This is a genomic window from Duganella callida (assembly GCF_004614165.1).
GTDB classification, from domain to species: Bacteria; Pseudomonadota; Gammaproteobacteria; order Burkholderiales; family Burkholderiaceae_D; genus Rugamonas; species Rugamonas callida.
On the sequence record NZ_SPVG01000023.1, the window covers coordinates 69696 to 88159 of the forward strand.

General features: G+C 62.8%; 14 protein-coding genes. 12 read left to right on the top strand and 2 right to left on the bottom strand.

What is annotated here, in order from left to right; all coding sequences use genetic code 11:
• Complete coding sequence (gene puuE / locus E4L98_RS02330; protein ID WP_135199956.1) at positions 1-960, bottom strand: allantoinase PuuE; 960 nt, start codon at positions 958-960, stop codon at positions 1-3.
• Between the two features lie 109 nt (positions 961-1069).
• On the opposite strand from puuE, the gene uraH reads away from it, so the two are divergent.
• From uraH to E4L98_RS02370, 8 genes are all read left to right on the top strand, one after another.
• Positions 1070-1423: a hydroxyisourate hydrolase gene (gene uraH, locus E4L98_RS02335; protein ID WP_135199957.1), complete on the top strand. Its 354-nt coding sequence runs from the start codon at positions 1070-1072 to the stop codon at positions 1421-1423.
• 26 nt (positions 1424-1449) lie between these two features.
• Entirely contained in the window at positions 1450-2943 is a 1494-nt protein-coding gene (locus E4L98_RS02340) for a tetratricopeptide repeat protein (protein WP_135199958.1), read from the top strand.
• A gap of 11 nt (positions 2944-2954) precedes the next feature.
• On the top strand, positions 2955-3404 hold the full coding sequence (locus E4L98_RS02345; RefSeq protein ID WP_135199959.1) for a hypothetical protein: 450 nt from the start codon (positions 2955-2957) through the stop codon (positions 3402-3404).
• On the top strand, positions 3398-4030 hold the full coding sequence (locus tag E4L98_RS02350; RefSeq protein ID WP_135199960.1) for a VOC family protein: 633 nt from the start codon (positions 3398-3400) through the stop codon (positions 4028-4030). The genes E4L98_RS02345 and E4L98_RS02350 overlap by 7 nt, the downstream gene beginning before the upstream one ends.
• Positions 4031-4040: 10 nt before the next feature.
• Positions 4041-4802, top strand: coding sequence for an APH(3') family aminoglycoside O-phosphotransferase (locus E4L98_RS02355; protein WP_135199961.1), 762 nt, complete (start codon positions 4041-4043; stop codon positions 4800-4802).
• A gap of 114 nt (positions 4803-4916) precedes the next feature.
• Entirely contained in the window at positions 4917-6200 is a 1284-nt protein-coding gene (locus E4L98_RS02360; protein WP_135199962.1) for an HlyC/CorC family transporter, read from the top strand.
• A gap of 123 nt (positions 6201-6323) precedes the next feature.
• Positions 6324-8054: a type IV-A pilus assembly ATPase PilB gene (pilB, locus tag E4L98_RS02365; protein WP_135199963.1), complete on the top strand. Its 1731-nt coding sequence runs from the start codon at positions 6324-6326 to the stop codon at positions 8052-8054.
• An 11-nt stretch (positions 8055-8065) separates the two neighbouring features.
• Positions 8066-9286, top strand: a complete 1221-nt coding sequence (locus E4L98_RS02370) for a type II secretion system F family protein (RefSeq protein ID WP_135199964.1) — start codon at positions 8066-8068, stop codon at positions 9284-9286.
• An 11-nt stretch (positions 9287-9297) separates the two neighbouring features.
• On the opposite strand, the gene tssK is transcribed toward E4L98_RS02370, so the two are convergent.
• Positions 9298-10653 carry a type VI secretion system baseplate subunit TssK gene (tssK, locus tag E4L98_RS02375; RefSeq protein WP_135199965.1) on the bottom strand — a complete coding sequence of 452 codons (1356 nt, stop codon included), beginning with the start codon at positions 10651-10653 and terminating at the stop codon, positions 9298-9300.
• A gap of 125 nt (positions 10654-10778) precedes the next feature.
• Between tssK and tssF the strand changes: the two genes are divergently transcribed.
• The 4 genes from tssF to E4L98_RS02395 all read left to right on the top strand — a co-directional run bounded on the left by tssF (position 10779) and on the right by E4L98_RS02395 (position 18460).
• Positions 10779-12608 (top strand): type VI secretion system baseplate subunit TssF, encoded by a 1830-nt coding sequence (tssF, locus tag E4L98_RS02380; protein WP_135199966.1) that lies wholly within the window; start codon positions 10779-10781, stop codon positions 12606-12608.
• Entirely contained in the window at positions 12572-13618 is a 1047-nt protein-coding gene (gene tssG / locus E4L98_RS02385; RefSeq protein ID WP_135199967.1) for a type VI secretion system baseplate subunit TssG, read from the top strand. The genes tssF and tssG overlap by 37 nt, the downstream gene beginning before the upstream one ends.
• A 90-nt stretch (positions 13619-13708) precedes the next feature.
• The gene (locus E4L98_RS02390; protein ID WP_135199968.1) at positions 13709-16447 is read left to right on the top strand and encodes a type VI secretion system Vgr family protein; all 2739 of its coding nucleotides are present in this window, start codon (positions 13709-13711) and stop codon (positions 16445-16447) included.
• A 15-nt stretch (positions 16448-16462) separates the two neighbouring features.
• Entirely contained in the window at positions 16463-18460 is a 1998-nt protein-coding gene (locus E4L98_RS02395) for a phospholipase D-like domain-containing protein (RefSeq protein ID WP_229257198.1), read from the top strand.
• Positions 18461-18464 lie beyond the last annotated feature (4 nt).

Sequence of the window (18464 nt, forward strand, 5' to 3'; positions counted from 1 at the left end):
TTATACCTCAAACTGCGGTGGGTGCGTCTTGTGCCAGTGTTCGGCGATATCGATACGACGCGTGATCCAGACCTTGTCATGGCGCTGCACATAATCGAGGAAGCGCGCCAGTGCCGCCGCGCGCGCCGGCCGCCCGACGATGCGGCAGTGCAGGCCGATGGACAGCATCTTCGGCCGGTTCAGACCATCCGGGTCGCCTTCCGCGTACAGCACATCGAAAGCATCCTTCAGATAATCGAAGAACTGCGTGCCGGAATTGAAGCCCTGCGCGGCGGCGAAGCGCATGTCGTTGGTGTCCAGCGTGTACGGCACGATCAGCTGCGGCGCGCTGACCGCCACACCCTGCGCATTGGTGTAATCGACCTTCTGCCAGAACGGCAGATCGTCGCCATAGTGATCGGCGTCGTAGCGGAAGCCGCCGTGCTCCATCACCAGCCGGCGCGTCTGCGGCGAATCGCGGCCGGTGTACCAGCCTTGCGGCGCGCTGCCGGTCAGTTCGCGGATGATGTCCACCGCTTCCTTCATGTGCGCGCGCTCGGTGGCTTCGTCCATGTTCTGATAGCTGATCCAGCGCAGGCCGTGGCAGGCGATTTCGTGGCCCAGTTGCTGGAACGCGGCCACCGCTTCCGGATGGCGTTTCAGCGCCATCGACACGCCGAAGATGGTCAGCGGCAGCTTGCGGTCTTCGAACATGCGCAGCAGGCGCCACAGGCCGGCGCGCGAGCCGTATTCGTACAGCGATTCCATGCTCATATGGCGGTTGCTGAACGAGGCGGCGCCGATGATCTCGGACAGGAAAGTCTCGGAACCGGCGTCGCCGTGCAGCACGCTGTTTTCCCCGCCCTCCTCGTAATTCAGGACGAACTGCAGCGCCACGCGCGCCTGATTGGGCCATTGTGCGTGGGGCGGCATGGGGCCGTAGCCGATCATGTCGCGCGGGTAGTTGTCGTAAGTGGTCATGGCGCAGGCAAGTCTATGGGGAATATATACTTAATCATATATGCCCAGCCGCGCAGCGGTATATGATTTAGACAATAGATACCTGTCACAAGCAAATATAGGACCAATCATGGGCAAACTCAGCACGCACGTTCTCGACATCACCCAGGGCAAGCCGGGCGCCGGCGTCAAACTGGCCTTGTACGCGGTTTCACCACAGGGCCGTGAGCTGCTGAAGAACGATGTCACCAACGCCGATGGGCGTTGCAGCACGCCGCTGCTGGAAGGCAACGCACTGAAACAGGGCAAATACGAGCTGGTGTTCAGCGCGGGCGACTATTTCGCCGGCCAGGGCGTGGCGCTGCCAGAGCCGCGCTTTATTGACGAAGTGACCATCGCCTTCGGCGTCGCCCACGCCGACCAGAACTACCATGTGCCGCTGGTGGTGTCGCCCTGGGCTTATTCGACTTACCGCGGCAGCTAGACGGGCTCTGTTAAGATGCCGGCACTATGACTGACTCCCTGGCCGCATCTTTTTTACAACAAGCCGTTCAGCTGCATCAGCAGGGACGGCTGGAACCGGCACAGGCACTGTACCGGCAAGTTCTCGACCTCAATCCCCGCCAGTTCGACGCCCTGCACCTGCTGGGCGTGATCGCGCGCCAGCAGGGCGACGCGGCCGGCGCCATCGACCTGATTGCGCGCGCGATCGCCATCGACGGCGCGCAAGCCAGCGCGCACTGCAACCTTGGCGTGGCGCTGATGGATACCGGCCGCGCCGACGACGCGCTGGCCAGCCATGAGCGCGCGCTGGCGCTGCATCCTTCCTATGCACTGGCGTGGAGCAATCGCGGCAACGCCTTGCGCAAGCTGGGGCGGCTGGAGGAAGCGCTGCAGAGTTACCAGCGCGCGCTGCAGATCCAGCCCCAGTACGCGGAGGCGCACTGCAACCGCGCCATCGCGCTGCAGGACATGGGCCGCTATCTCGACGCTCTGGGCGCTGCCGAGGACGCGCTGCATCTGAAAGACCGCTACGCCGACGCCTGGCTGGCGCGCGGCCACGCCCTGCACTGCCTGCGCTACCTGCCGGAAGCGGTGGAAAGCTTTGATCGCGCCATCCATCTGCGCCCCGACTGGGCGGAAGCGTATAGCGCGCAGGGTGCCTCGCTGCACAAGCTGGGCGAATTCGGCGCCGCGGTGGACAGCTTCGATCAGGCGCTGAAGCACAAGCCCGGTTACGCACTGGCGCACTACCAGCGTGGCAACGCCCTGCGTTCGCTGGACCGCCGCGAGGAAGCCATTGCGGCCTACCGCGCCGCGCTGGCGCATGGCGACGATCCGGAAACCATCGCATTCGCGCTGGCCTCGGTCGGCGCTGGTCCGACGCCGGCCGCGCTGCCGGACGAGTATATCCGCTCGCTGTTCGACCAGTACGCCAATCACTTCGACCAGCACTTGACCGAAGTGCTGGGCTATCGCACCCCGGCTTTTCTGGATCAGATGCTGCGCCGCGTGGCGCCGGCCACGGATCTGGCCACGGTGGATCTGGGCTGCGGCACCGGCTTGTGCGGCCCGTACCTGCGTGCGTACTCGAGCAGGCTGGACGGCGTCGACCTGTCGCGGCAGATGCTGGACAAGGCCGGCGAGCGCGGCGTGTACGACAGCCTGGCTTGCGCCGACCTGGTCAGCTATCTGACCGGCCGCGACGGCGCCTGGGATCTGGCGGTGGCGGCCGACGTATTCGTCTACATCGGCGATCTGGCGCCCGTATTCCGCGCCGTGCACGCCGCGCTGCGTCCCGGCGGCCGCCTCTGCTTCTCGGCCGAGGCGGGCGTCGATGGCGATTACGTCCTGCGTCCCTCCAATCGCTATGCACATACGCTAGACTATCTGCAACGCCTGGCGGCCGAAACCGGGTTCACCGTCCTCGCCGCCGAAGCGCTGGAAGCGCGGCAGGAAAACGGCCACCCCATCGCAGCACATGCACTGATCCTCACCAAATAAGGAGCAACGCCATGGAATCCAAAATCGAACTGGTGCAGCTCTGGTCCGACGAAGATATGGCGGAATTCCAGGTGCTGGCCAGCGATGGCGCAGCCAGTTTCTCCAACAAAATTTATGTCGGCCACAGGCATCTGGAAGAAGCCGTCCGCGGCTTGCAGGGATTCAAAGACCAGATGCATGGCGGAATTTATGATTTGAAATTCGGCGTATTCGGTCCCGAGTTCGGCTCAGGCGCCTTTCTCGCGCATCTGCGCTTCGAAAAGCACGGCAAGCTGCACCTGACCGTCAACCTGCAGACCGAATTTTTCGCATTCGGCGAAGATGAAGTCGCCAACGAAATCACTCTGCATCTGCTTTCCGAGCCCGCCCTGCTCGACGACTTCGTACGCGGGCTGGACGCGATCAGTAAAGGCTACAGCAAGGATGCGACACTGAAGACGGTGGCCCCTAGCCCATGGTGATCGATCACATCTTCATCCGCGCCACGCCGGACGCGCCGGAAGCCGCCGCGCTGCGCGAGTTCGGTTTGACCGAAGGTTCCGGCAACCGCCATCCCGGCCAGGGAACGGCCAACCGCCGTTTCTTCTTCGCCAATGCCTTTCTCGAACTTCTATGGCTCACCGATGTAGCCGAAGCCACCAGCGATATCACCGCGCCAACCCATCTGTATGAGCGCCTGACGCAAGACGATACCAGCCCGTTCGGCATCTGCTTTCGCCCCTCCGGCGCAGGAGAATCGGCGGCCTTCCCCTGTTGGCCGTACCGTCCGGCATATCTGCCGCCGGGCATGCAGATCGACTTCGCCGAAGACGCTCCGCTGGCGGAGCCCATGTGGTTCTTTTTCGCTGCGGCCCAGGCACCGGCGGCGAGCGGCGTCGAACCCGTGCATCACCCCGTCGGCGCGCAAAACATCACCGCGGTCGAGGTCACTGTGCCGCAAACGGCACCGCTTTCCGCAGCCGCCCGCGCCAGCCGCATCAGTTTCAAGCAAGGAGCAGCCCACCTCCTCGCCATCACCTTCGACCACGCCATGCGTGGCCTGAGCAAAGACTTTCGCCCTGCCCTCCCCTTGATCATCCGATACTGATTCCGATTCCATGAGACCGATTCCAGAATTCATCGGCGACGCCGAACTGCAACTTGACGATGTCGGCGAGTCGCCTTGCCGGGTCCAGCGTTTTCGGCGCGGGAACGAACTTTATTTTTTGAAGACGTCGCCAGCGGTGTACGCGGACACGACTTACAGCGTTCTGCGCGAGGCTGCTGTGATGCAGTGGCTGTCGGGGAAACTGAAAGTGCCGGAGGTAGTGCTGACGGCACAAGATGAGCAACAGGAATACATGATCACCCGCGCCGTGCCTGGCGTGCCGCTCTCCTCGCTGGTGGAGAACAAGCGGCCGGTGCTGGCATTATTTCAGGAGGCGTTGCGGCAGGTGCAGGCGGTGCCCATCGCCGATTGTCCGTTCGATTCCGGCGCGGCCGCCCGCTTGCGTGAACTGGTATTTTTGCTCGGGCATGGCCTGATTGATGAAGACTACGACTTCAGCGCCTGGCCGAAGCTGAGCACGCCTCAGGATCTGCTCGCCCATCTGCACGCCTCCGCCCCACAGGAAGACCTGGTGTTTTCACATGGAGACCTGGGCGACAGCAATATCTTCGTCAGCGAGCGCGACGAACTGTATTTCATCGATCTCGGCCGCGGAGGCAAGGCCGACCGCTGGCTCGACATCGCCTTTGTCCATCGCAACCTGCGTGAAGACGTCAGCCCGCGCAGCGCCCGGCAATTCCTGGCGGCGCTGGACCGCCCCGATGTTGCCGCCAAACGCACGTTCTTCGAACAGTTGGACGAGCTGTTCTGACTTCTGGCCGAACTTGCACGTCAGCCATCATTGCCTTAGAATCTGAAACTGTTGCCCATTGTTGTCGCCTCGCGGCCGACCACTTCCCCATGCAAGATTCTTTACGGTGACCCATTGGATACCGTGCCCTTTTGGGTGCAATTCCTTGCACTCGCGCTCCTGATCCTCTGCTCAGCCTTCTTCGCGATGGCTGAAACCGCGCTGATGGCGGCCAACCGCTATCGCCTGCGTCACGAAGCCAAACGCGGCAACCGTCGCGCCATCACCACCTTGTGGCTGCTCGACCGCACCGACAAGCTGCTGTCGCTGGTGCTGATCGCCAACACGCTGATCAACGCCATGTGTACCGCGCTGGTCACCTCGATCGCCATCCAGACCTTCGGCCACGACGACAACGTCATCACCGTGTCGACCGGCGTAGTGGCCTTCCTGCTGATCGTGTTCGCCGAGATCGCGCCCAAGGTGATCGGCGCCACTTTCCCGGAACGCATCGCCAAGCCGACCAGCATGGTGCTCAAGCCGCTGATGGCGCTGGCCAAGCCGGTGATCTGGTTCGTCAACCTGTTCGTGTCGCAGCTGCTGAAGGTGTTCGGCATCAAGGCCGGCTCGCACGCGCACGACCCGCGGCTGTCGCCGGAAGAACTGCGCTCGATCGTGCTGGAAGGCGGCAACTTCATCCCGCAAAAGCACAAAAGCATCCTGCTCAACCTGTTCGACCTGGAAACCATTTCGGTCGAAGACATCATGACCCCGCGCTCGCAGATCGAAGCGCTGGACCTCGATCTGCCGATCGAGGAAATCATGCGCGAGCTGACCACCTGCTACCACAACAAGCTGCCGGTCTACGAGGGCGAGATCAATCGCATCGTCGGCATTCTGCATGTGCGCAAGGCCGTGGCCCTGCTCAATCAGGAAGACGAGCTCAGCCATCGTCACCTGCGCCAGCTGCTGACCACGCCCTATTTCATCCCGCAGGACACCCGGCTGTTCACCCAGTTGCAGTACTTCCAGGAGAACAAGGAACGCCTGGGCATCATCGTCGATGAATACGGCGAAGTGCAGGGGCTGGTCACGCTGGACGACATCATCGAAGAGATGATCGGCGAATTCACCACCTCCGCCCCCAGCGCCGCCCGCGCGGACAGCCTCACCGGCTGGGACGCCAAGGGCGAATGCCTGCTCGACGGTTCCACCCCGCTGCGCGACGTCAACAAGCGCCTCGGCCTGAATTTCCCGCTCGACGGTCCCAAAACGCTGAACGGCATGCTGCTGGAACTGTTGCAGGATATCCCCGAGGCGCCGATCAGCATCAAGGTCGACCAGTGCATCATCGAAGTGGTGCAGGTGCACGACCAGGCCATCAAAGTCGTGAAATTGCGACAACTGGCGCCGCACTGATCCAGCGCAATCGCGTGGGCTAACGCAACAGAGCGGAGTACAATCCTTGTCAGGTGCTTTACAAAAATAATGCTCGAGAGCATTATTCTGTGATCGGCTCCCTTCCACCTGACAGACGTCTCTATGGCAGCAGTCCTACCGAACGCAGCGCCAGGCGGCCCCATGCCAGGGCTGGCGAGGGCATTGATGCAAGCGGGGCGGCTTTCCGCCACCCAGGCCGAAGCCTTGCAAAAAAAATCCGTGGCCGAGAAGCAGGCTTTCATCGATGTCCTGCTGTCCAGCGGCGCGATCGAGTCGAAAGCGCTGGCCGTATTCTGCGCCGAAACCTTCGCCTATCCCCTGCTCGACCTCGGCGCCCTCAGTCCCGAGGCGCTGCCCGCCAAGATCATCGACAACAAGCTGATGCAGGCCCAGCGCGTGATCGCCCTGGCCAAGCGCGGCAACAAGATGTCGGTGGCGATCTCCGATCCGACCAATCTGCAGGCGCTCGACCAGATCAAGTTCCAGACCGAATCCACGGTCGAGCCGGTCATCGTGGCCCACGACGCGCTGCTGCAGCTGCTGGCGCGCATCAGCAAGAACAGCGAACAGAGCATTGCCGAGCTGGCCGGCGAGGAAGCGGAAATCCAGTTTGCCGAGGAAGAGGAGGCCGCCTCCAATGTGGCCGACGCGGCCGCCAACGAGGTCGAAGACGCGCCGGTGGTGCGCTTCCTCAACAAGATGCTGATGGACGCGGTCAACCTGGGCGCCTCCGACCTGCATTTCGAACCGTTCGAGAAGTTTTACCGCATCCGCTTCCGCGTCGATGGCGTGCTGATCGAGCATGCCCAGCCGCCGATCTCGATCAAGGAAAAGCTGGTCTCGCGCATCAAGGTGCTGGCCAAGCTCGACATCTCGGAAAAGCGCGTGCCGCAGGACGGCCGCATGCGCCTGATCGTCTCGCCGACGAAGACCATCGACCTGCGTATCTCCACCCTGCCCACGCTGTTCGGTGAAAAGACGGTGATGCGTATCCTCGACGCCACCCAGGCGCAGATGGGCATCGATTCGCTCGGCTACGAGCCCGACCAGCGCGCGCTGCTGCTGGACGCCATCCAGCGGCCCTACGGCATGGTGCTGGTGACCGGGCCGACCGGCTCCGGCAAGACGGTGTCGCTGTACACCTGCCTCAACATCCTGAACAAGCCCGGCATCAACATCTCCACCGCCGAAGACCCGGCCGAGATCAACCTGCCCGGCGTCAACCAGGTCAACGTCAACGACAAGGCCGGGCTGACCTTTCCGGTCGCGCTCAAGTCGTTCCTGCGCCAGGACCCGGACATCATCATGGTCGGCGAGATCCGCGACCTGGAAACGGCCGACATCGCCATCAAGGCGGCGCAGACCGGCCACATGGTGTTCTCCACCCTGCACACCAACGACGCGCCGTCGACCCTGACGCGGCTGATGAACATGGGCGTGGCGCCGTTCAACATCGCCTCGTCGGTGATCCTGATTACCGCGCAGCGGCTGGCGCGCCGCCTGTGCAGCTGCAAGCAGCCGGTCGAGATCGCGCCGGAGCTGCTGCTCAAGGCCGGCTACGCGCCCGAAGAACTGGACGGCGCGTGGAAACCCTACGGCCCGGTCGGCTGCGAGCGCTGCAACGGCAGCGGCTACAAGGGCCGCGTCGGCATCTACCAGATCATGCCGATCACGCCGGCCATCGAGGCGCTGATCCTGGCGCACGGCAACGCCATGCAGATCGCCGCCCAGTCGCAGGCGGAAGGCGTGAAGTCGCTGCGCCAGTCCGGCCTGGTCAAGGTCAAGGCAGGCTTGACCAGCCTGGAAGAAGTGCTGGGCTGTACCAACGAATAACGGGACACATCATGGCGACATCGGGCACGCGCAGTCAGGTCAGGGAATCGGTGTTCGCCTGGGAAGGCAAGGACAAGACCGGCAAGACCGTGCGCGGCGAAATGCGCGCCGGCGGCGAGGCGGTGGTCAACGTCACCCTGCGCCGCCAGGGCATCATGGTCACCAAGGTGCGCAAGAAGGCTTACCGCTCCGGCAAGCGCGTCACCGACAAGGACATCACCCTGTTCACGCGCCAGCTGGCCACCATGATGAAGGCCGGCGTGCCGCTGCTGCAATCGTTCGACATCGTCGGCAAGGGCCACGCCAATCCCTCGGTGTCCAAGCTGGTGATGGACCTGCGCGCCGACATCGAGACTGGCACCAGCCTCAACCAGGCGTTCCGCAAGTTCCCGTTGTACTTCGATCCGCTGTTCTGCAACCTGGTCGGCGCCGGCGAACAGGCCGGCATCCTGGAAGACCTGCTGAACCGGCTGGCGATCTACAAGGAAAAGACCCAGGCCATGAAGGCCAAGATCAAGTCGGCGCTGACCTACCCGGTGGCGGTGCTGGCGGTGGCCTTCATCGTCACGGCGGTGATCATGATCTGGGTGGTGCCGGCCTTCAAGGACGTGTTCGCCAGCTTCGGCGCCAACCTGCCGGCGCCCACGCTGTTCGTGATGGCCTTGTCGGAATTCTTCGTGCAGTGGTGGTACATCATCTTCGGCGGCCTGTTCGCGGCGATCTACTTCTTTTTCCGCGCCTGGCAGCGCTCGCTGCAAATGCAGCGCTTCATGGACAAGCTGATGCTGCGCCTGCCGATCTTCGGCGAAGTGATCCGCAAGGCCACCATTGCCCGCTGGACGCGCACCCTGTCCACCATGTTCGCCGCCGGCGTGCCGCTGGTCGAGTCGCTGGACTCGGTGGGCGGCGCCGCCGGCAACGCCGTCTATCTGGACGCCACACGCAAGATCCAGACCGAAGTCAGCACCGGCACCAGCCTGACGGTGGCTATGCAGAACGCCGACGTGTTCCCCAACATGGTCACGCAGATGGTCTCCATCGGCGAGGAATCCGGCTCGCTCGATGCCATGCTGGGCAAGGTGGCCGACTTCTACGAGGACGAGGTCGACGAGGCCGTGGCCTCGCTGGCCAGCCTGATGGAGCCGGCCATCATGGTGATACTAGGCGTGCTGATCGGCGGCCTGGTGGTGGCCATGTACCTGCCGATCTTCAAGCTCGGTTCGGTGGTCTGATAATGCCAGCGTCAACCGGAGAGTGCGAACAGTTCCAGTTGTAGTCCGTCAAATCCTTGCTGCGGCACGAAAATGGTCATGGCTTGCGCCTTGAGCATGGATTCATACAGCTGGCCCTTGGGTACGATCGAAAAATAATAGGTGTTGGGCCGGACCGGTACCTCGGCCGGCACCTGCGGCAGATGCACCAGTTCGATACCCCGAAGCGCCGAGTTCACGATACTGTCGATGTCATCCGGTGCAGCAATCTTGAACCGCAGTGGCACGATCTGGACCAGCTCCAGCGCCGGCACATTGGCGCTGACCGCCACGCCGAGCCGCGTGCGCTGGTCCACCTTGGCGGGGTCCAGCTGCGCGCGATAATGCCGGCTGCGCTGTCCATCTTCGAGCAGCGGAATGGCGAAATAGCGCGACGAAATGACGGTGTCCAACAGATCGCGGATGATTTCGTTGAGGCGGATGAATCCGGGTGCGGCATTCTCATGCTCATACACCGGCAATTCGGCCAGCGCATATCTGGTCGACAACGCCATCAGTCCGCCGGCGAAGGCCGTCAAGCGGTCGAATAAATATTCCGGATGATGCTGGCGTTGGCGGGCCAGGTGGGTCAAGCCGGCGGTGCCGGCGCACACGGCATGCAGCATCCAGAACGATGCCAGATCGCCCTGGTATATTTCGACCACGTGATTGCCGGGCTGCCGATGGCGTTGATAGAGCGCCTCCACCTTGGCGCCCAGTTTCGCCAGCAGGTTGTCGAGCATCAGCGACAGCCCGGGCGCGGCCCGTATCGACAGGCCGGGCGCAAAGAAAGACCGGTCCAGTTCAAAACCGCCGCTGACCATGCGCCGTACGCGCGCCACCGGGAAACTCAGATGGTCGGCGCGCGAATCCAGGCTGGACAGCAAGTGCACGCTCCTGGCAAGGCAGCCGACGTCGATACTGAGCGCCTCGCCGAACAGGTCCGGCATTTCCTTTTCCACTGGCAGGTAGCGGGCCTGGCTGCGTGTTGCCGTGCCCTGTGCGACATTGCCGCCGTGCGCTTTCAAGGTTGGCAACGCCGCATAAAACGTCACGCTTTGCACTTCGGCAGGAATCGCGCCGAGATCCACCGGCGCCGGCAGCGCATCGGTGTGGGGCGCCTCATACATTTCGCCATCCTGGAAGATCAGCGACAGCAAATCGGCCGCCAGTACATTATTGGCCAGCGCGTCGGTATTCCACTGCGCTTCCCGCACGCCCCACAGATACGGATTGATCGTGCCGGCAAAGCGCTGCAGGCGCGCCTCGTGGTACGCGTCCTGCAGTTGCAATTGCTGCGGTCCCAGCGTTAGTCCCTCGATCCAGCGCACTTTCAATGGCAGTCCCATGTTTCCCCCTTTCGTTTCGACCGTTGCCAGCGTCGCCGATCCGGCCGCCATCGTTCTTGCGCCACAACAAATTGGCGCTGCGCAACTCAACAATAATGATCACTTCACGCTGCCGGGGAGTGTCCATGGAAGAGTTGCTGCCCTACTTCGAACGCGAACTCGCCCTGCTGCGACGGCAGGGTCGTGAATTTGCGGCGCACTATCCCAAGCTGGCTGCACAGTTGCAAATGCCGCGCGACGGCTGCGCCGATCCGCATGTCGAACGTTTGATCCAATCCACCGCATGGCTGGCAGCACGTATCGCCAAGCGTCTGGATGACGATTACCCGCAGTTCACCGCAGGGTTGCTGGAGATGTTGTTCCCGCATTATCTGCGGCCGTTTCCGGCGTGCTCCGTGGTGCGCTTCGAGCACCGCGATGCGCGCCAAGGTGCTGCGGGCGGCGTGCCGTCGGTGCCGCGCGGCACGCGGCTGGTGTCGGCGCCGGTACACGGCACGCCCTGCACCTTTGTCACCACGCTGGCGCTGGAGGCTGCGCCGGTGCGTATCGTCAACGCCGGATTCGTCCCGCTGATCACGCCGCCACCAGGCATTTTTCCACCCAACGGGGCCACGGCGGCCATCAGCATCACGCTGGATATTCCGGCCGCGCCGCTGGCGTCGCCGGCGCCAGTCGACATTTTCATCGACGGCGAGCCGTCATTCTGCGCCGCTTTGCGCGATAGTTTGTTCATGCGCGCCGTGGGCGCGTATGTGGAGCCTGAAGATGGACACTGGGCCGCCCTGCGCGCGTTACCCATCAGCGTCGGCGGTATGCGCGAAGAGGAAGCGCTGCTGCCGTTTCCGCCACGCTCGCACCCCGCTTACCGCCTGTTGACCGAATATTTCGCGTTCCCCGAGAAATTCAACTTCATCCGGCTCGATCTGGCGGCGCTCCACGCCACACAACCCCAGCCCAGCCGACGCGTCACCTTGCACCTGATGTTGGCCGGCTTGCGTCACGATACGCGCGCCGCGCGCCTGCTCGAAAGCCTGTCCGCCGATAACCTGCTGCTGGGCTGCACGCCGGTGGTGAATCTGTTCAGCCAGCACGGTGAACCGATCACCGTCAACCAGCAACAAAGCGCTTATCCGGTGCGATGTCATCCGGTTTTCCCGGCCAACTTCGAAGTGTATTCGATTGCGTCGGTGGCCTACCGCGCCCAGGGCCACGGCGAGCGCGTGGTGACGGTACGGCCGTTTTACTCGCTCCACCATGGCGAGGAGCAGCAGGCAGCGCCAATGTTCTGGATCGCGCGGCGCGACGACGAGCTCGCCATCGACAGTCCCGGTCACGAAACCAGCATCAGCCTGGTCGATGCGGACTTCGATCCGCAACGGCCGGGCCTGGCCACGCTGTCGCTGGAATTAAATTGCACCAACCGTGATCTGCCGGCGCGCCTGCCTTATGGTCAGCCGGACGGCGATCTGCACCAGGCCGATGCGACAGACAAGCTACGCATCCGGCTGCTGCGCCGTCCCACCGCGCCGTGCAGCCACGCGCGCGGCAACGGTGCCCACTGGCGACTGATTTCCCATCTGGCGCTGAACCATCATGCGCTGAGCCAGGAAGGTTTGCCGGCGTTCCGCGAAATGCTGGCACTGTACGACGTCCGTCAGTCGCCGGTGTCGCGACGGCAGATCGCCGGCATCGTCGGACTGGCGCAGACGCCCGCGACGACCTGGCTGCGCCATCCACGCGGCGCATCGCTGGCGCATGGCATGGCACTGCGCCTCACGCTCGACGAAGACGCGTTTGTCGGCAGCGGCATGGCCGTCTTCGTGCGGGTGCTGTCGGAATTCCTGGCGCTGTACGTGCAAGCCAACAGCTTTATCGAGCTGAGCATAGTGTCCCACCAATCTGGCGAGGAGCTGATCCGATGCAAACCGATGACCGGCGTCCTGCCGCCAGTGTGATGGCGCGCTTGCTGGACGCGCCCTACCGCTTCCAGTTGATTCCCACGGTACGCCTGCTGCTGCAATGGTTGAGCCGGCATGGTGTTCCGCGCTCGCGCGCCTGGGAATATGTGCTGCGTTTCCACAACAGCACGTGCCTGAATTTTCCGCCCAGCGAGATCGAAGGCATCCAGCTCACCGGCGTCAATGACTGGCAGCAGGTACCGTCGGTGCTGCGAGCCCAGGGATCGGTTCGTATCGACATCACGCCCAGGCTGATCGGCCTGCTGGGTGTCAACGGCACCTTGCCCTGGTCGTACACCGAGCGCATCGTCGCGCATGCGTACCGGGAAAAGACCGTCGCGGCGCGGGCCTTCATCGATGTACTCTCCCAGCGCATGGTAGCGCTCTACTGCCAGGCCTGGGAGCGGCATCGGCTCGAGCACGCGGCCGCCATGGACGGAACCGACCGGCAGTTGGAATTGCTGCTGTCGCTGGCCGGCACGCCGCGCCAGGCACTGGCCGACCGCCTGATCCCGGCAGATGCGGCAGCCCATTATGCGGGGCTGCTGCGCACCCGGCCCATATCCGCCAGCGCCCTCGCCAATATCGTGCAAGGCTACTTTAACGTGCCGGTGCAGGTGCGGCAATTCGTCGGCGGCTGGGACCACATTCCTGCCCCTCTGCGCAGCACGCTGGGCCCTGGCGGTCCGACGCTGGGGTATGGCGCAGCGCTGGGTGTGCGCATGTGGCGCCAGGACCGGCGCCTGCGACTGCTTGTCGGTCCGCTGGATGCGGACGCCCTCGAACGCTTCCTGCCGCGAGGCGATGCCAGCCGCACGCTGGCACATTTGCTGACCTTGCTCTCGGTGCCCGGACTGATTTACGAGCTGCAGGTGCTGCTTGCGCCGGATTGCGTCACACCGCTGAAGCTCGGCGCAAGGAAACGTCTGGGGTGGGACAGTTTTCTGCTGGCTGGCCCCCAGTCCAAGCCAGCCAAGACGCTGTGCTACCAGCTGGATCCGGCCTGAGCGCTTAGCGCGGTCTTGCGGACGCTCAAGACCGCGAGCGCGCTCCCTCACTATAGTTTGTCGATGGGCAGCACTACGCAAGGAGAGTAGATGGAACAACTGGCAACGCCATCCCGTTTCGCGGCCTTGTCCGTGCTGGGATTGAGCTCGCAGGGTGGCCGACTGCTGCGCATGGATTTTCCACGCGGTGATGGGCCCGCCAATACCGTCATGCTGGTCAACACCCTTACTGCCCGCGAGGAAATCTCGCGCGACTTCCAGTTCGACGTCGAGGTTCTGTCGGATGACGCACACATTCCACTCACAGCGATGATGGCGCGCATGGTCACGATTTCCCTGCTGCGCAATGACGGCACGCTGCGGTATTTCAATGGCTATGTCAGTGAGTTCCGCTTCGTCCGCGCGGACGGCGGCTTCGCGTTCTACCGCATGCGGCTGGCGCCATGGCTGACTTTCACCCGACTGCGCCAGAACTGCGCGTCTTTTCTCAATCTGAGCGTGATCGAGTTGACCGAAACGGTGTTCGCCAACTACGACCAGCATGCATGGAATACCAGCCTGGAGCGGGAATACCCGCAGGTCAGCTGCGCCAACCAATATAACGAGACCGACTATAACCATCTGCACCGGCGCTGGGAAGCGCATGGCCTGCATTACTGGTACGAACATCAGGCTGATGGTCACACACTCTGGCTGGGCGATGACAGCAGCCTGTGCCCGTCAATCGACGCTGCGGGCGGCATGATGGTGTTCCGCAGCGAATCGGGCGCGCGCGAAGGAGATGGCGTGCGCGAATGGCAGGCGGTACGCCGCCTGGGTCCCGGCAGCTCGGTGCTGAGCAGCTTCGATTACAAGCAACCAACGCCGCGGCACATCAGCGCCTACTCCCGCAACCATCAGGATGCTGTAGCCGAATTCGAGTGGGCCGAGTATGCCGGCGCGTACGGCTATCACGATGCCGACGATGGCGCTCTGCTGTCGCAGCGACGCATGGACGAACGCGATGCCAACCTCCAGTATTTTGATGGCGCCGGCAACGACCGGAGCGCGCAGGCCGGCCGCGTTTTCAGACTCGACGGTCACTTCAGCGGCGCCGCGCAGGCGCCCGCGGTTGACGGAGACGAGCACGCCGACGTCGCCGGACGAGAGTTTCTGCTATTGCGCGTCGAGCACAGCGCCAGCAATAATTATCAGGCCGGCGCACAGGGATTGTCACACTACGACAACCATTTCACTTGTGTCAGCAAGGACGTGCGCTGGCGGCCGGGACGTCAACACAACAGCACAGCCACCAGCTTCACCGGCGTGCAAACCGCGATCGTCACCGGGCCATCCGGAACCGAACTGTATACCGACGATCTGAACCGCATCAAACTGCAATTCCATTGGGATCGGCGCGGCCAGTACGACCATAACAGTTCGCCATGGATACGCGTCATGATGCCGCTGGCCGGCTGGCACCTGGGACAAAGCGGTTTGCCGCGCGTCGGCCAGGAAGTGGTGGTGCAATTCCTGGAAGGGAACCTCGATCGTCCCATCGTCATCGGCGTGGTCCACAACGCCGTCAACCCGCCGCCATGGGACTTGCCGTCGCAACAGGCGCTCACCGGCGTGCGCAGCGCCGAACTGGGCGCGAATCAGCGCGGCAACCACTTGCTGCTGGATGACACCGCCGGCGAAATCCAGGCCCAATTGCGCAGCGATCACCAGCATAGCCAACTGGCGCTGGGCCACATCACGCGCGTGGAAGACCACTCGGGCCGCCGCGATGCGCGCGGCCAAGGCTGGGAATTGCGCACCGACGGACACGGCGTGCTGCGCGCGGCACAGGGCATGCTGATCACCAGCGAAGCGCGGCCAGGCGCCGCCGGCCCCGCCAAAGCCATGGCTGAAACCGTGGCGCGCCTGCAGGCCGCCAGCGCGGTGCAGCGCGCGTCTGCCAATCAGGCCGGACAGCACAAGGCGCAGGAAGGCGCAGGGCAACAGTCGGCCGTGGCAGCCGTTCTGCAACAACAGTGCAGTGAACTTCAGGGCAGCGGTGGCAATTTCCCGGAGCTGGCCGCCGCGCACGTGGTGCTTGCCAGTCCGGCCGGCATCGAGACCAGCAGCGCGCAATCGACCCACATCGCCAGCGAAGTGCACACGGCGCTGACCACCGGCGGCTCGGTCTCGATCGCTGCCGGCGACAGCCTGTTTGCCAGCATCGCCCAAACCTTGCGCCTGTTCGTCCACAAGGCCGGCATGAAGCTGATTGCCGCCGCTGGCAAGGCGACGCTACAGGCGCAAACCGACGACGTCGACGTGATTGCCAACAAAGTGCTGCGCCTGATCAGCGAAGCGGATTGGGTCGATATCCGTGGTCGCCAGGGGGTGCGCCTGCATGGCAACAACTGCATGATCGAAATCAGCGACAAGGTACAGTTTTACACGTCGTCGCCGACGCTGTTCCACGGCAACCTCGAAACGCTGGCGCCGAAGAACCGCCCGCAACCCGCGCCGGAGCCGGCGTCCGCGCCAACCGATGGCGAGCTACACCAAACGCTGCGCGCGCATGTCGGCGGCAAATGCTACGCCAATGTGCCCTACACGCTGTATCGCGGCGAGACCAAACTGGAGGATGGCATCACCGATGAGCACGGCCGCATCGTGATCGCGCACCAGGACGGCACACCCGAATACCAGGTCGTGCTGGCGCCCGGCGAACGCTTCGTGCTGACCGTCAGTCCGCGCTTCGCCGATGGCGGCCGGGACGGTCACGACGAACAACAACTTTCCAATGCGGGCTGGCGCGCGCTGGACAGCGCCACCACGGGACGTCGCTATCATTGACCAATGGAGCACACGATGAGCGATCCAGTCAAGCGCAAGGAAGTCACGCATATCGACGAGGTCCGCCGTGCGGCGACCAGCACCGTGCAATGGTTCGCTGAAATGCGCAATCAGCGCGGTCAAGCGACCCACCCGATCACGCACAACAACCGCTTGACCATGTTTATCTGCGGCGAAAAAGGCTTTGCCGACATTGCCAAGGAAATCGCCCGCGCCCGGGAAAGCATCGACCTGTGCTGCTGGGGCTTCGATCCGGGCATGGAACTGATCCGTAACAAAGGCGCTACCTGGCCACGCGGCGACACTTACGGCGACCTGCTGATCGCGGCCGGCCGGCGCGGCGTCAAAGTGCGGCTGCTGGTCTGGTATGACGTGCTTGCGGTCGGCGCCAACACCATGCCCGGCTATAGCCATGGCCGGCTGACCTGGTGCATGCATCAGCGCGACTGGGCCACCGCGCGCCAGATCAATGCCCAACACAGCCGCGACACGCTGGCAGACTACGTTAAGCGCCCGTTCGGTCTGGCAAGGATGAAACAGGAGCACATTCTATTGTTTGCTTCCAGCGCCGCCCGGATTCAGCCAGACGAGATTCCCGTACTGGCGCGGGAAGAATACTGCAATAGCTGGTACAACGCCGCGTTCGACGGACATCTTGAAAACATCGAAATACTGACGCGTTTGATGAAGCAGACTGCGGCCACGGCTGGCCTCGACCAGCATGACACAGATCTGCCCCGGTCGCGCCTCGAGTGGCTGGAAAGTGAAGGCCTGCAAAAAGTGGCGACCCACCACCAAAAGCCGATCCTCATCGACTTTGCCTACAACGATGGCGAGAAAGCAGTCGGCTACATCATGGGCCTGAATTCCGTCACCGACTATTGGGACACCGAGAAACATTTGCTGGAAGACCCACAGCGGGAACAAGGTGGACGCAGGGAGGAAAAGGAATGCTTGCAAGGATACGAACATGACCGGGGGTTTCAGACATTCAAGCCCTACCGCGACTATGCCTGTCGCCTGGATGGCGGTGGCGCGCTGATCGCGATCCACCGCAATTTTGTCTCAGCCTGGCATCGTGCGGCGGTGAGCGGCAACGGTACTGAAGCAGCCATGGCCCGCGCGACCCGCGAGCATCTTGAAGACACCATACCAAAGGCGTTGACGCGCCCCGCGCAGCCCGGTGATTGCAGCGTGCAAATCATCCGCACCCAACCGGAGGAACAGGACAGCAGCATACGCGAAGTGTATTTCCAGGCGACCGACATCGCCACCATGGCCGCCGGCTACATCTACATCGAGAACCAGTACTTCCAATACGAAGCCTGGTCGCGCCGCCTGATGGAGTCGCGGGCGCGCGTGGTGGAGGGCTGGAAACGTGGCTGCGCAAAGGCAGGTAAAAGCATGAAGGATATGCCGATGCTGCACGTGATGATCGTCATTCCGGTCCCAGAGCGCAAACAGATGGTGCCGCGCACCTACGACGCGCTGGCGGTGCTCGGACAGCAGGCGGGCATGGTCGGGCAAGACCGCATGATTGAAGCGGCCAATAAAACAGCCTCTGCTGACCAGTATGACGCGATGGGCACTCCAATCAGCGGGGAAGGCCCGCGTGACGACGTGGTAGTCCACGCAAATGAGATCAGCAAGCCAAGCACCGAGTTTTTAGAAACGGAACTGCGCATGAAGGTGAGCGTTGCCATGCTCAATACCTGCGCATTTGTCGATGGTCACAATCGATATCGCGAAATATATATCCATTCCAAGCTTATGCTCATCGACGACACATTCATGACACTCGGCAGCGCGAACCTGAACACCCGAAGCATGGCGGTCGACAGTGAGATAAATTTAGCCACTGTGAACCCAACACTGACCGACGAGTTACGTAAGAACATCTGGTTATCTCTCAGCCAGAAAAAAATGAATAGATATTTATCCCTTAATGACATTAATTTCGCGCACATAGCTTGGTGTGAATTAATGACAGAAAATAAAAATAAAAAAAATTAAATAA